The organism is Klebsiella sp. BIGb0132 (assembly GCF_024810075.1).
Taxonomy (GTDB): domain Bacteria; phylum Pseudomonadota; class Gammaproteobacteria; order Enterobacterales; family Enterobacteriaceae; genus Klebsiella; species Klebsiella terrigena.
Map to the genome: position 1 here is coordinate 134,494 of NZ_JANUDW010000009.1, position 12,797 is coordinate 147,290.

Sequence of the window (12,797 nt, forward strand, 5' to 3'; positions counted from 1 at the left end):
CCCAACGGCCTGATGCAGACAGTAAACGCATTATTATGCGCTAAGGGCGGAAAAACGCCCAGCCGCCATAATAGAATCAGACTAGCGATTTTTTACCGCGCCTGTCGGCGTCGCAACTCCGGCGGACATAACTTGTCAGCCCGCGGGAAAACGTCGACAATTCATTGATGGATAATAAAACGGAGGCCTCCATGTCCACCTCTTTTTTTGTCGCCGCCGACTGGCTGGCAGAGCATATAGACGACCCTGAAATTCAGATTATCGATGCCCGAATGGCGCCGCCCGGCCAGGAAGATCGCGATTTGCACGCCGAATATCGCGCGGGCCATATTCCCAACGCCGTATTTTTCGATATTGAAGCCCTATCCGATCGCACCAGCCCGCTGCCGCATATGATGCCGCGGGCGGAAGCCTTCGCCGTGGCGATGCGCGAGCTGGGCGTCAGCAGCGATAAACATCTGGTGGTTTACGATGAGGGCAACCTCTTCTCGGCGCCGCGCGCCTGGTGGATGCTGCGGACCTTCGGGGTTGAAAACGTCTCTATTCTCGCCGGCGGGCTGGCCGGCTGGCGGCGCGATGAGCTGCCGCTGGAGCAGGACGAGCCGCAGCTGCCGGAGGGCGAATTCGACGGCCGCTTCGATCCGCTGGTGGTTAAGCGGCTGACCGACGTGCTGCTGGTGAGCCATGAAGGATCGGCCCAGATCGTCGACGCGCGTCCGGCCGGGCGCTTTAACGGTCTCGTCGATGAGCCGCGTCCTGGCCTGCGCCGGGGGCATATTCCCGGGGCGCTGAACGTTCCGTGGACCGAGCTGGTGATTAACGGCGAGCTGAAAACTATCGACGAGCTGAACGATATTTTCCTGCGCCAGGGCGTAGACTTCGAGCGGCCGATTATCGCCAGCTGCGGATCCGGCGTCACGGCGGCGGTGGTGGTGCTGGCGCTGACAACGCTGGGCGTTAACGGCGTCAGCCTGTACGACGGTTCGTGGAGCGAATGGGGCGCCCGCGCCGATTTGCCGATAGAGCCAGCGCACTAAAACAGCGGCGGGGTTAGCGCCCCGCCGTCATCAGATAATGCGGTTTTGCTTGAAATCGCGCAGGAAGCTGCCCCAGCGCTTTTCATAGAATGGCGTGATATGGGCAATCATAAAGTGGCTGATGCCCTTCTCCCCTTCGACCACCTGGCAAATATCGATCGGCTCATCGCCGGGCTGGGTGTCGGTTGCCACGCTGCCGGTCGCCTGGATTATCTCTTCGATATCCCCCTCGGCCTCAATGCCGATCAGCAGGTTCGCCGGCGCGTCCGCGCTATCTTTGATCGAGCACAGAAACGCCCGCTTCACGGTTTTCAGGGATTTAAATAGCGTGGTCAGCGAATCCACCATCTGCGCCGGCGGCTCGGCCACCTCAGAGAGCAGCAGCAACTCCCCGCCTTCCAGCACGGTTTGCGTGCTCAGCGGACCGCCCTCTTCACCCAGCAGATGCTTGATTTCGTTCGGCGTGAACTCTTTTCCGGCCGGCAGTTTGGCGTTGAGGAACAGCGTCTCGCCCAGGGTCATCGCCATCAGCGTACGCGCCGGCATCGCGACAAAAGACTGCTCGTCTTCGACCGCCTGCTGCAGGGCCTCCAGCGAGGTAAAAAAGGGAATGACCGAGGCGCCATCGTCTTTTTCCCAGTGCTGCAGGTCGACGGCACTCTCTTCCACAACCTGTTCACCTTCCGCCGCCGCGCCGGGCACCCAGACGGTGGACTCCAGCAGCGTACGGAAAAAAGCCGGGCGATGGCCGGGCTCAATCGCCGCCTTTTCCAGCAGCGTTTCTAATTCATTTTTAGTTTCGGACATGGCTCTCACAACATCAGAATCAGCAATCCCCGGCCGCGGGCCGGGGTGAGACAATTCGGGGCGCCAGCGCCCCGCCATTTTTTACTCTGCGGTTAACAGATTGGCAATCGTGCGTACGCCGAGCCCCGTCGCGCCGGCCGCCCACTGCTCAACGGCGGATTTACGGTAGGTTGCGGAGCAGTCGATATGCAGCCAGCCCTGATGATAGTTCTCAACGAAATGAGACAGGAATCCTGCCGCCGTGCTCGCGCCCGCCGGATAGGCGGCGCTGCCGGTGTTGTTCAGCTCGGCAAAGTTCGACGGCAGCTGGCCGCGGTGGAATTCCGCCAGCGGCAGGCGCCAGAAGGCTTCGTTTTCCGCCTGCGCGCTCGCCAGCAGGCGAGACGCCAGCGCGTCGTCGAAGCTGAACAGCGCGTGGTAGTCGTTGCCCAGGGCGGTTTTCGCCGCGCCGGTCAGCGTCGCCGCGTCGATAATCAGCTCCGGCTTCTGCGCAGAGGCATCGATCAGGCCATCCGCCAGCACCAGACGGCCTTCGGCGTCGGTGTTCATAATTTCTACGGTTTTACCGTTACGGTAGCGAATGATATCCCCCAGCTTGAAGGCGTTGCCGCTAATCAGGTTGTCGGCGCAGCACAGATAGAGCTTCACGCGCTTATTCAGGCCGCGGGTAATCGCAAACGCCAGCGCGCCGGTCACCGTGGCCGCGCCGCCCATGTCGGACTTCATCGAATCCATAAACGCGCTCTGCTTGATGCTGTAGCCGCCGGAATCGAAGGTGATGCCTTTCCCCACCAGGCAGGCGTAAACCGGCGCGTCTTTATCGCCGGTTGGGTTGTAGTCCAGCGCCAGCAGAACCGGCGGGCGCTCGGAACCGCGTCCGACGGTGTGCAGGCCAAGATAGTTCTGCTCGCGCAGGTCTTCGCCTTTGGTGATGCGGTAGGTCACGTTGTCGCAGCCAACGCCGCACAGCAGGTCGACCGCGCGCTGGGCCAGCTGCTCCGGGCCGAGCTCTTCCGCCGGGGCGTTAATGGTGTCACGCACCCAGTCAATAATGGCCAGGCGGCTATCCAGCTCGCGCTTTTGCGCTTCCTCCAGCGCCGGCCACTCAACCTGGCGGCTGCCTTTCGGCCCTTTATAACCCGCCCAGAACGCCCACGCGCGCTCGGTATTCCAACCTTCGCCGTCGAGCGCAACGTGCCTGATACCCATGCCGTCAACTTTACGCGCCGCGCGCTGAATCAGGCCCAGGTCGTCTTTACCGTTGAGATGCAGGGTGATGCCGTCGTTGTTAATGCTGTAAGCCGCTTTTTCTCCCCAGCGCGCGTCGGCGGGTTGGGTCGTCAGCGTAATCTTCATGGCTTCGGTCATTTTATTCATCCTTATTAGCAAACGGGCCACCCTATGGCAGCCCGTTAAAATTTTTCCGCTAAATGATTCGCGTTGCAGGAAGGCGGCAAGTAAGCAAATCCCCTGGAGCATAGATAACTATGCGACTGGAGTGAGCCAACGCGGCCAACGCATCTGCAACGCGGAGCATGACGCGAAAATTATTCTGCTTCGTCTAACCAGACTAGCAGAATTGCCTCCAGAATTTTTTCATTGGATGCGTTTGGATCGTCATTAAACTCTTCCAGCTCGCAAATCCACTGATGCAAATCGGTGAAGCGAACGGTTTTCGGGTCGAGATCCGGGAAGGCGTCATACAGCGCTTCGCCAATTTCACGACTGTCGGTCCATTTCAGTGCCATATTAATGCTCGCGTGCGTGGTTGATGGTGTAGCGCGGAATTTCGACGACCAGATCGTCGGCGGTCACGCGCGCCTGGCAGCTCAGGCGGCTGTCGGGTTCCAGCCCCCAGGCCTTATCCAGCATATCGTCTTCATCTTCGGTACTTTCGGCCAGCGAGTCAAAACCTTCACGCACGATGCAGTGGCAGGTGGTGCAGGCACAGGATTTTTCACAGGCGTGTTCAATCTCAATACCGCTACGCAGCGCGGCATCAAGAATGGTCTCACCGATCTCAGCTTCCACAACTACGCCATCCGGGCACAGGTCCTGGTGGGGTAGAAAAACGATCTTTGGCATATTAAACCTCGTCCACGGATTGGCCTTTCAGCGCGGTACGGACCGACTGGTCCATGCGGCGTGCGGCAAATTCCTGGGTTTGTGTGTCTGTATTTTTAATGGCTTCTTTAATTGCATCGGCGTCATCGCCTGTCGCTACCGCGCGCAGCTGCGCCGTTGCGTCATCGATAGCCTGACGTTCTGCGGCGCTTAGCAGCGCGGCATCGGTGGCCAGCGCGCTTTCCAGGCTTTCCAGAACGCGTGCGGCTTCGACTTTTTGTTCGGCCAGCATTCGCGCCTTAACGTCCTGTTCGGCGTGGCTCATCGAATCTTTAATCATGGTGGCGATTTCGCTGTCGCTCAGGCCGTAGGAGGGTTTCACCTGAATGGAGGCTTCGACCGCGGTCGATTTTTCCATAGCGGTGACGCTCAGCAGCCCGTCGGCATCGACCTGGAAGGTGACGCGAATATGCGCCCCGCCCGCCGGCATTGCCGGGATACCGCGCAGCGCAAAGCGCGCCAGCGAACGGCAGTCCTGCACCAGCTCGCGTTCGCCCTGCATGACGTGGATGGACATCGCCGTCTGACCGTCTTTAAAGGTGGTGAACTCCTGGGCGCGGGCCACCGGGATGGTGGTATTGCGCGGGATCACTTTCTCCACCAGGCCGCCCATCGTTTCCAGCCCCAGAGAGAGCGGGATAACGTCGAGCAGCAGCAGCTCGCTGTCCGGCTTGTTGCCGACCAGAATATCGGCCTGAATGGCGGCGCCGATGGCGACAACTTTATCCGGGTCGATGGTGGTCAGCGGAGTACGGCCAAAAAACTCGCCGACGCGCTCGCGCACCAGCGGCACGCGGGTTGAACCGCCCACCATCACCACTTCCAGCACCTCTTCCGCGCTCACGCCGGCGTCCTTCAACGCGCGACGACAGGCCAGCAGAGTGCGCTTAACCAGCGGAGCAATCAGCTCATTAAAGTGGCTACGGGTAATTTCACCCTGCCAGCCGCCAACGTCAACGCGGGCGGTTTCCGCCGCGCTGAGGGCAATTTTGGCCGCAATAGCCGCGTCCAGCAGCTCGCGCTGCAGGCGGTTATCGCTGCGATCGCTGAGGCCCGCCTGCTCGCGCAGATAGTCCGCCAGCAGATGGTCAAAATCATCGCCGCCGAGCGCCGAATCGCCGCCGGTGGCCAGGACTTCGAAGACGCCGCGGCTGAGGCGCAGTACGGAAATATCAAAGGTGCCGCCGCCGAGATCGTAGACCGCGATAACCCCTTCCTGACCGGAGTCGAGGCCGTAGGCAATCGCCGCCGCCGTCGGTTCGTTCAGCAGACGCAGCACGTGCAGGCCGGCCAGACGCGCGGCGTCTTTAGTGCCCTGGCGCTGCGCATCGTCGAAGTAGGCCGGGACGGTGATCACCACGCCGTCGAGGTCGCCGGCAAGGGCTTCCGTGGCACGGGCGGCCAGCGCCTTGAGGATATCGGCAGAAACGCGGACCGGATTAAGCAGGCCGCCGGCGGTTTGAATCATCGGCAGGCCGTTTTCGCTGGCCTGCAGCTGGTAAGGCAGATGCGGGTAGCGGGTCTGAATATCGACCAGCGAGCGCCCCATCATGCGCTTCACCGAGCTGATGGTGTTAACCGGATCCAGCGCCGCATTCTGTCGGGCATCATAGCCGACGCTGAGGCCGGACGATTGGTAGTTCACCACCGAAGGCAGCAGGTAGCGTCCCTGGCGATCGGGCAGAGTTTCGGCCTGGCCGCTACGCACGGTGGCGACCAGTGAATTGGTGGTACCCAGGTCAATACCCGCCGCCAGACGACGCTGGTGCGGCGCGGCACTCAGGCCAGGCTCACTAATTTGTAATAAGGCCATAATTGCTTCCGAATATTAATTTACTCGTCATAATCTGTGTTGCAGCTACGTTGGCTGCATGGCGACCCGAACAGGTTAGAGTGAAAAAAACTTTTCTTCGAGCTGTTCTGCAACATTCTGAAGCTTATCGAGAAAACGCAGCTTACGCACGGTATCCGCCGCTGTCTCCCACGCTTCGCTGTCTAACTGCTCAACGACCTGCCGCTGACGAACGTCGTACATCCCCTTCACGCGCTGAATAAACGCGGCCAAACGCGCTTCATCCTGCGATTTTTCGATCTCATCCAGCTCTTCGCGCAGCTCCAGCTGCTCCATCAGGAACGCGGTGTCGCGCACGGTGTGCTGTTCGCTGGCTAAATCGAAGCCGTGAAGCGAAAGGATATATTCGGCGCGGGTCAGCGGATGACGCAGCGTTTGCCAGGCCTGATTAATCGTCGCGGAGTGCTGCACGGAGGCGAGCTGTTCGGCGGCGCTGGCGCTGGCGAACCGGTCGGGGTGATACTGGCGCTGTAAATCCTGGTACCGGACAGCCAGCTGTTCTTGCGAAAGGGTATAACTGACCGGTAACCCGAAGAGGGCAAAATAGTCCATAGTAACCTCAGGGTTAACGAGATAAAGCAAACCCCACGCACGGTACTCCGCAGTGGGGTTATATATCCGCGCCTCTCAGGTCGCATCTTAACCGGCGGCGTTCGCCTACTGTCGTAAGCGTATCGGGAAACGCCCGCCTGCCGCCGCGATGCTGCGCCGAAATTCAGCGGATATAGTGCAGATTACACGTTGAAGCTTTCGCCGCAGCCGCACTCATCTTTGATGTTCGGGTTGGTAAACTTAAACCCTTCATTCAGGCCTTCTTTAACAAAGTCCAGCTGAGTGCCGTCGAGGAACTGCAGGCTTTTGCCGTCGATCACTACCTTGACGCCTTTATCTTCAAACACGGTGTCTTCTGCCGCCGGCTCGTCAACAAATTCCAGCACGTAGGCCATACCTGAACATCCGGAGGTGCGAACACCTAAGCGCAGGCCAAAGCCTTTGCCGCGGTTGGCCAGGAAGGTATTCACTCGCGACGCTGCGCTGTCGCTAAGAGTAATCGACATACAATAACCTCTTAATTATTTCGCTTCACGTTTGCTTTTGTAATCCGCAATCGCGGCTTTAATCGCGTCTTCCGCCAGGATAGAGCAGTGGATTTTTACCGGCGGCAGCTCGAGTTCATCGGCGATATCGGTGTTCTTGATAGCCTGAGCTTCGTCCAGAGACTTGCCCTTCACCCACTCGGTAACGAGGGAGCTGGAGGCGATAGCGGAACCGCAGCCGTAAGTCTTGAAACGCGCGTCTTCAATGATACCTTCATTGTTGACTTTGATCTGCAGCTTCATAACGTCGCCGCACGCCGGCGCGCCGACCATGCCGCTACCGACGGAATCGTCGCTGTTGTCAAAAGAGCCGACGTTGCGCGGATTCTCGTAATGATCGATAACTTTTTCGCTGTATGCCATGATTAATTCTCCTTAATGCCTACCGATTAATGATGTGACCATTCAATGCTGTTCAGATCCACGCCCTGCTTGAACATTTCCCACAGCGGAGAAAGATCGCGCAGACGACCAATGGAGTTGCGAACCAGGTTGATGGTGTAGTCAATCTCTTCTTCGGTAGTAAAACGACCTAAAGAGAAACGGATAGAACTGTGTGCCAGTTCATCAGTCATGCCCAGCGCGCGAAGCACGTAGGATGGCTCGAGGCTCGCTGAGGTACAAGCGGAACCGGAGGAAACGGCCAGGTCTTTCAGTGCCATAATCAGCGATTCGCCTTCAACATAGTTGAAGCTGACGTTGAGAATGTTCGGCGCGCCCTGCGCGAGGTCACCGTTGAGGTAAACCTCTTCCATATCTTTTACGCCTTCCCACAGACGGTTACGCAGACCGCGCAGGCGCGCCATCTCGGTTTCCATCTCTTCTTTCGCGATACGGTAAGCTTCACCCATACCGACGATCTGGTGGACAGGCAGAGTGCCTGAACGCATGCCGCGCTCGTGACCGCCGCCGTGCATCTGCGCTTCAATACGAATACGCGGTTTGCGACGGACGTACAGCGCGCCAATGCCTTTCGGGCCATAAATTTTGTGACCGGAGAAGGACATCAGGTCAACTTTCAGCTGGCTCAGGTCGATAGGCAGTTTGCCCACGCTCTGGGTGGCGTCAACGTGATAAATGATACCGCGTGCGCGGCACATTTCGCCGATGGTAGCGATATCCTGCACCACGCCGATTTCGTTGTTCACGTGCATGATGGAAACCACGATGGTGTCATCACGCATGGCCGCTTCCAGCTCTTTCAGATCGATAATACCGTTGCGCTGAGGCGCAAGGTAGGTTATCTCGAAGCCTTCACGCTCCAGCTGACGACAGGTGTCCAGCACGGCTTTGTGCTCGGTTTTGCTGGTGATAATGTGCTTGCCTTTTTTCTGATAAAAGTTGGCTGCACCTTTGATCGCCAGGTTGTCGGATTCCGTTGCGCCTGAGGTAAAGACGATTTCGCGCGGGTCAGCACCGACCAGCTCGGCAATCTGATTACGGGCGATATCTACCGCCTCTTCAGCCTGCCAGCCAAAACGGTGTGAACGAGAGGCCGGGTTACCAAAGGTCCCGTCCAGGGTCAGAAACTGCATCATTTTCTCGGCAACACGCGGGTCCACCGGCGTTGTTGCGGAGTAATCGAGATAAATCGGTAATTTCATTGCTCTTTAACTCCGTACATCACTCAATGCAAGGAACCAGGCGACCGGCTTGATGTACGACCGGGTATACGGGATGTCGCAACATCCCGGCCTGATTCGAAAATCTTTTATAATTTTTACCCTGAACGTTTCACCCTGCGGCGAACGGGCCGCAAGCTGAAACAGAACGAGTACTACGCACGCAGTTTGACGTCGATAGCGTCCTGAGTGCGGGTGTTACGCTGGGATTCATGGCTGTGCTGACGGCCTGAAACATCGAGGATTTCCTGGTTGTTCACCAGTTCGCCCAGCGTGATGTTGTTCAGGAAGCTGGTCAGGCGCTCGCTCAGGTCGCGCCACAGCGCGTGGGTCAGGCATTTATCGCCGCCCTGGCAGCCGCCTTTACCCTGACAACGGGTGGCGTCAACGGACTCATCAACCGCGCTGATAACTTCGCCAACGGCGATGCTACCGGCTTCTTTACCTAATAAATAACCGCCGCCTGGACCGCGAACGCTCGATACCAGACCATTTTTACGCAGGCGGGAAAACAGCTGTTCCAGATAGGAAAGCGAAATCCCCTGACGCTCAGAAATATCAGCTAACGGAACCGGGCCCGATTCAGAGTTGAGCGCGACGTCCAGCATCGCGGTCACAGCATAACGCCCTTTAGATGTCAGTCTCATGTCTTACTTAACCTCAAACTCGCCCCTGCCCGGGCTTTTTATTAATATGGGTATTGCATAGCAGGGCCAAGTCTGACATTCCCGAGTAATTTGGTCAACTATTTACTTGACTGTTTTAGTCAGGTATTTGGCTATCTGTGCCCTTACGTCCTGAAGCCCATATTCCCGGCCGTACTGCGGCTCTCAGGGCGGCCGGACATCGACACGGCGCGCCCGTCTGCGGCCTTGATGCGCCGCAAAGAGGCCGATTTACTCTTTGTTCTTGTGCTGCTGCTCAATCGACGCCAGCATTCCGCGCAGGATATTCAGCTCCTGGCTTTCCGGGCGCGCGCGGGTAAACAGACGACGCAGTTTGTTCATCACCTGTCCCGGATGGCTGGCGCGAATAAAGCCGGTCGCCAGCAGCGTCTGCTCAAGATGGCCGTAAAAGCGCTCTAAATCATCCACCAGCGGATACGGCGTCTCTTCCTGCTGTTCGACCTGCGGCTGCTCCTGCTCCTGAGTCGCCAGCCACGCCATCCGCACCTCATAAGCGATGACCTGCACCGCCATCGCCAGGTTCAGCGAGCTATACTCCGGGTTGGCGGCAATCGCGACGTGGTAATGGCATTTCTGCAGCTCGTCGTTGGTCAAACCGACGCGCTCGCGGCCAAAGACCAGCGCCACCGGGGCGTGCTGGCCTTCTGCAACGCTCTTCAGGCCGCACTCGCGCGGGTCGAGCATCGGCCACGGCAAAGTACGCGAACGGGCGCTGGTACCGACCACAAGGCTGCATCCGGCCAGGGCTTCATCCAGCGTATCGACGATATGCGCATTGCCGATAACGTCGCTGGCGCCAGCCGCCAGGGCGATAGCCTGAGAGTCAGGCTTAACCAGCGGATTGACCAGCCACAGGTTTGTCAGGCCCATGGTTTTCATTGCCCGGGCCACGGAGCCCATATTGCCAGTGTGTGATGTTTCTACCAGTACGATTCGAATATTTTGCAGCATTAGAGTTCTTCGGCTAAAGATTATTCACGCATGCTATCATAAAACGAAGACATAGGCAGATTTCACTGTTACTATGTGCGCCGTTTTTTCCCGTTCTTTAACATCCAGTGAGAGAGACCGATGCATCCGATGCTGAATATCGCCGTGCGCGCAGCGCGCAAGGCGGGTAATTTAATTGCCAAGCACTACGAAACCCCAGACTCCGTAGAAACCAGCCAGAAAGGCAGCAATGATTTTGTGACTAACGTCGATAAGGCAGCCGAAGCGCTGATTATTGAAACGATTCGCAAATCTTACCCGCAGCACACTATTATCACCGAAGAAAGCGGTGAGCACGTAGGTGAAGATCAGGATGTTCAATGGGTTATCGATCCACTGGATGGCACCACCAACTTCGTAAAACGTCTGCCGCACTTCTCCGTATCCATCGCCGTACGCATTAAAGGCCGTACCGAAGTCGCCGTGGTTTACGATCCAATGCGCAACGAACTCTTCACCGCAACCCGCGGCCAGGGCGCTCAGCTGAACGGCTATCGTCTGCGCGGCAGCACCGCTCGCGATCTGGATGGCACGATTATCGCTACCGGTTTCCCGTTCAAAGCGAAACAGCACGCCACCACTTACATGAATATTCTGGGCAAAATGTTTACCGAATGCGCTGACTTCCGCCGCACCGGTTCTGCTGCTCTGGATCTGGCCTACGTTGCCGCCGGCCGCGTTGATGGCTACTTCGAGATCGCGTTGAAGCCGTGGGATTTCGCTGCTGGCGAGCTGATCGCTCGTGAAGCGGGCGCTATCGTTTGCGACTTCACCGGTGGCCATAACCACCTGTACAGCGGCAACATCGTTGCCGGCAACCCGCGCGTCGTTAAAGCCATGCTGGCCAACATGCGTGAAGAGCTGAGCGAAGCGCTGAAGCGTTAATCTCTCTCACCTCACCCCGGCCCGCCCGGGGTGAGAGTATCACTCAAAACGGCCGCAGTCCGCCGCCGCCCGGCACCGCACTGCTCCACATCACCACCGCCGCCGCCACTAAAACGACGCCGCCGGACAGCGCCAAAGTCGACCAGCCAATCTGCTGCCAAAGAGGCGGCGTTTTATTCGCGCTAAGCCTAACGGCCAGCTGACGAAAGCCGTGCACCAGCAGCGCCAGCCCGCTAATGGTCAGCGAGGTTCCCGCCGCCATTGCCAGCGCCGCCGCCATTCCCCAGCCAAAGACGCCAATTACCTTACTAAACAGCAGGACCATGATCGCCCCAGAACAGGGACGCATGCCCATCGACAGAACGATGGCCAGCCGCGCGCGCCAGTCGTCGCCGCTTTGCAGCTGTTCCGGCGCCGGCATATGCTGATGCCCGCAGCCGCAGTGCGCATGATGAACGTGATGGGGCGTAAAGGCGCGAAACGTTGGCCGACGCAGCTGCCCGCGCAGCTTTTTCAGCGCCCGCCAGCATAGCAGCAGGCCCAGCGCGCCGACCAGCAGATAGCTCCCCTTCTCCAGCCAGAAGCTGCTGAGATGAAGCTGCCTTGCGGGCAGCTGCAGCAGGGTTAGCACCACCACCACCAGCACAATCGCCACCGCGCCCTGCAGGAGCGAGGCGGCCAGCGTCAGCGCAATACTCGAGCGTAGCTTCGCGGGATGCGTCGCCAGCCAGGTGGTAATCACAATCTTGCCGTGCCCCGGCCCCAGGGCGTGCAGGACGCCGTAGATAAAGCTAAACGCCAGCAGCGAAAGTCCCGCCGCGCGCGGATTTTCGGCCACCGCTTTCAGCAGGCCGCTGAGCTCAAAATTGAGCGCCCGCTGCCAGATAGCGCTTTGCAGCATCACCTCCGGCCAGGCCTGCCAGAGCCAGACGCCGGCGCCCGCTGCCAGCGCTAAAAACAGCGCCAGCGGCCACAGCTGGCGCAGGCGGGAAGCCCGGGAAGGGGTTGAGAATACTACTGACATGTCAGCGTCACCTTCTGAGCAAAATAGGTTCCGAGCGCCATATCTTCCGGCGGCGCGTCGGCTTTATCGAGCGACTGCGCAAAAGCCGTCATTTTATCATTCGGCTTTGGCGTCACCACCGTCACCTTGCATCCCGCGCGCAGCGCCGCAGGCAGGGTGACGTCGCCCGGCTTGTCATAGAACATATCGACGTAATAGGTCGGGTCGAAGGTCGAAAGCGTCAGGGTTTGTCCTGCGAGGGGCAGCGGTTTAGCCAGCGGCAGAGTAAAGGTCAGCACCGCCTGGTGTCCGTCGCGCTCCAGACCGTAGCCGTCGGGGCGATTATCAAACTTCACGTGCTGGCCGTTATGCCAAAGCTCGCTGAAGTAGTGCTGCCCAAGGACGTTCGCCATCACCTCCGCCGCCAGCTTTTTCCACACTTCATCTCCCGGCTTCGCGCTGCCGGCATCGTAAAGCAGGTCTGAGGAGGTAATCTCATCCATCGTCCAGCGCATTTTGAAACCGGTGAGCTGTCCGTTATCGGCGACCACCTCCGTTCGCAGGCTGATAAAGCTATGCGGATGCGCTAGCACGCTAAATGATAAAACCATGAAAAATGCCGCACAGGTGCATTGTTTCACTCTCTTCATCCGTTCCTCACGTGAAAAATTCTGTGAACTTCTCCAGCAATCCT

The 12,797-nt window shown here is 58.6% G+C and carries 15 protein-coding genes; 2 read left to right on the forward strand and 13 right to left on the reverse strand.

Annotated features, from left to right (window positions below):
• Nucleotides 1-191 precede the first annotated feature (191 nt).
• Nucleotides 192-1,037, forward strand: coding sequence for a 3-mercaptopyruvate sulfurtransferase (gene sseA, locus M2416_RS21630; RefSeq protein ID WP_259226638.1), 846 nt, complete (start codon nt 192-194; stop codon nt 1,035-1,037).
• A 30-nt stretch (nt 1,038-1,067) separates the two neighbouring features.
• Here the strand turns inward: sseA and sseB are convergent, their stop codons facing one another.
• The 11 genes from sseB to trmJ form a co-directional block, all read right to left on the reverse strand.
• Nucleotides 1,068-1,844 (reverse strand): enhanced serine sensitivity protein SseB, encoded by a 777-nt coding sequence (sseB, locus tag M2416_RS21635; protein ID WP_134527282.1) that lies wholly within the window; start codon nt 1,842-1,844, stop codon nt 1,068-1,070.
• Nucleotides 1,845-1,925: 81 nt separating this feature from the next.
• Nucleotides 1,926-3,212 carry an aminopeptidase PepB gene (gene pepB / locus M2416_RS21640; RefSeq protein WP_259226642.1) on the reverse strand — a complete coding sequence of 429 codons (1,287 nt, stop codon included), beginning with the start codon at nt 3,210-3,212 and terminating at the stop codon, nt 1,926-1,928.
• Between the two features lie 179 nt (nt 3,213-3,391).
• A complete protein-coding gene (gene iscX, locus M2416_RS21645) occupies nt 3,392-3,592 on the reverse strand; it encodes a Fe-S cluster assembly protein IscX (protein WP_041146721.1) in 201 nt (66 codons plus the stop codon).
• 1 nt (nt 3,593) lies between these two features.
• On the reverse strand, nt 3,594-3,929 hold the full coding sequence (fdx, locus tag M2416_RS21650; RefSeq protein ID WP_041146722.1) for an ISC system 2Fe-2S type ferredoxin: 336 nt from the start codon (nt 3,927-3,929) through the stop codon (nt 3,594-3,596).
• Nucleotide 3,930: 1 nt separating this feature from the next.
• Nucleotides 3,931-5,781: a Fe-S protein assembly chaperone HscA gene (gene hscA / locus M2416_RS21655; protein ID WP_115192118.1), complete on the reverse strand. Its 1,851-nt coding sequence runs from the start codon at nt 5,779-5,781 to the stop codon at nt 3,931-3,933.
• Nucleotides 5,782-5,856: 75 nt separating this feature from the next.
• Nucleotides 5,857-6,372 (reverse strand): co-chaperone HscB, encoded by a 516-nt coding sequence (hscB, locus tag M2416_RS21660; RefSeq protein WP_135184151.1) that lies wholly within the window; start codon nt 6,370-6,372, stop codon nt 5,857-5,859.
• 182 nt (nt 6,373-6,554) lie between these two features.
• Nucleotides 6,555-6,878 carry an iron-sulfur cluster assembly protein IscA gene (gene iscA / locus M2416_RS21665; RefSeq protein WP_041146725.1) on the reverse strand — a complete coding sequence of 108 codons (324 nt, stop codon included), beginning with the start codon at nt 6,876-6,878 and terminating at the stop codon, nt 6,555-6,557.
• Between the two features lie 15 nt (nt 6,879-6,893).
• On the reverse strand, nt 6,894-7,280 hold the full coding sequence (gene iscU / locus M2416_RS21670) for a Fe-S cluster assembly scaffold IscU (protein ID WP_004866383.1): 387 nt from the start codon (nt 7,278-7,280) through the stop codon (nt 6,894-6,896).
• Nucleotides 7,281-7,306: 26 nt separating this feature from the next.
• Entirely contained in the window at nt 7,307-8,521 is a 1,215-nt protein-coding gene (gene iscS / locus M2416_RS21675) for a cysteine desulfurase (protein ID WP_041146726.1), read from the reverse strand.
• Between the two features lie 173 nt (nt 8,522-8,694).
• Nucleotides 8,695-9,186 carry a Fe-S cluster assembly transcriptional regulator IscR gene (gene iscR / locus M2416_RS21680; protein WP_041146727.1) on the reverse strand — a complete coding sequence of 164 codons (492 nt, stop codon included), beginning with the start codon at nt 9,184-9,186 and terminating at the stop codon, nt 8,695-8,697.
• Nucleotides 9,187-9,435: 249 nt separating this feature from the next.
• Nucleotides 9,436-10,176, reverse strand: coding sequence for a tRNA (cytosine(32)/uridine(32)-2'-O)-methyltransferase TrmJ (gene trmJ / locus M2416_RS21685; RefSeq protein ID WP_076947800.1), 741 nt, complete (start codon nt 10,174-10,176; stop codon nt 9,436-9,438).
• Nucleotides 10,177-10,296: 120 nt separating this feature from the next.
• Between trmJ and suhB the strand changes: the two genes are divergently transcribed.
• Nucleotides 10,297-11,100 (forward strand): inositol-1-monophosphatase, encoded by an 804-nt coding sequence (gene suhB / locus M2416_RS21690; protein WP_041146729.1) that lies wholly within the window; start codon nt 10,297-10,299, stop codon nt 11,098-11,100.
• Between the two features lie 43 nt (nt 11,101-11,143).
• Here the strand turns inward: suhB and M2416_RS21695 are convergent, their stop codons facing one another.
• Both M2416_RS21695 and M2416_RS21700 read right to left on the reverse strand, forming a co-directional pair.
• The gene (locus M2416_RS21695) at nt 11,144-12,124 is read right to left on the reverse strand and encodes a nickel/cobalt transporter (protein ID WP_259226656.1); all 981 of its coding nucleotides are present in this window, start codon (nt 12,122-12,124) and stop codon (nt 11,144-11,146) included.
• Nucleotides 12,115-12,753 (reverse strand): DUF1007 family protein, encoded by a 639-nt coding sequence (locus M2416_RS21700; protein WP_115192117.1) that lies wholly within the window; start codon nt 12,751-12,753, stop codon nt 12,115-12,117. Before M2416_RS21700 ends, M2416_RS21695 begins: the two co-directional genes overlap by 10 nt.
• Nucleotides 12,754-12,797: the final 44 nt, after the last annotated feature.

What these genes read in the sequence shown, in the direction of transcription:
- pepB (WP_259226642.1), bottom strand. Translation starts at nt 3,212, where the DNA reads ATGACCGAAGCCATGAAGATTACGCTGACGACCCAACCCGCCGACGCG.
- iscR (WP_041146727.1), bottom strand. Translation starts at nt 9,186, where the DNA reads ATGAGACTGACATCTAAAGGGCGTTATGCTGTGACCGCGATGCTGGAC.
- hscB (WP_135184151.1), bottom strand. Translation starts at nt 6,372, where the DNA reads ATGGACTATTTTGCCCTCTTCGGGTTACCGGTCAGTTATACCCTTTCG.
- suhB (WP_041146729.1), top strand. Translation starts at nt 10,297, where the DNA reads ATGCATCCGATGCTGAATATCGCCGTGCGCGCAGCGCGCAAGGCGGGT.
- sseB (WP_134527282.1), bottom strand. Translation starts at nt 1,844, where the DNA reads ATGTCCGAAACTAAAAATGAATTAGAAACGCTGCTGGAAAAGGCGGCG.
- iscS (WP_041146726.1), bottom strand. Translation starts at nt 8,521, where the DNA reads ATGAAATTACCGATTTATCTCGATTACTCCGCAACAACGCCGGTGGAC.
- sseA (WP_259226638.1), top strand. Translation starts at nt 192, where the DNA reads ATGTCCACCTCTTTTTTTGTCGCCGCCGACTGGCTGGCAGAGCATATA.
- iscU (WP_004866383.1), bottom strand. Translation starts at nt 7,280, where the DNA reads ATGGCATACAGCGAAAAAGTTATCGATCATTACGAGAATCCGCGCAAC.
- fdx (WP_041146722.1), bottom strand. Translation starts at nt 3,929, where the DNA reads ATGCCAAAGATCGTTTTTCTACCCCACCAGGACCTGTGCCCGGATGGC.
- M2416_RS21695 (WP_259226656.1), bottom strand. Translation starts at nt 12,124, where the DNA reads ATGTCAGTAGTATTCTCAACCCCTTCCCGGGCTTCCCGCCTGCGCCAG.
- trmJ (WP_076947800.1), bottom strand. Translation starts at nt 10,176, where the DNA reads ATGCTGCAAAATATTCGAATCGTACTGGTAGAAACATCACACACTGGC.
- hscA (WP_115192118.1), bottom strand. Translation starts at nt 5,781, where the DNA reads ATGGCCTTATTACAAATTAGTGAGCCTGGCCTGAGTGCCGCGCCGCAC.
- iscX (WP_041146721.1), bottom strand. Translation starts at nt 3,592, where the DNA reads ATGGCACTGAAATGGACCGACAGTCGTGAAATTGGCGAAGCGCTGTAT.
- iscA (WP_041146725.1), bottom strand. Translation starts at nt 6,878, where the DNA reads ATGTCGATTACTCTTAGCGACAGCGCAGCGTCGCGAGTGAATACCTTC.
- M2416_RS21700 (WP_115192117.1), bottom strand. Translation starts at nt 12,753, where the DNA reads ATGAAGAGAGTGAAACAATGCACCTGTGCGGCATTTTTCATGGTTTTA.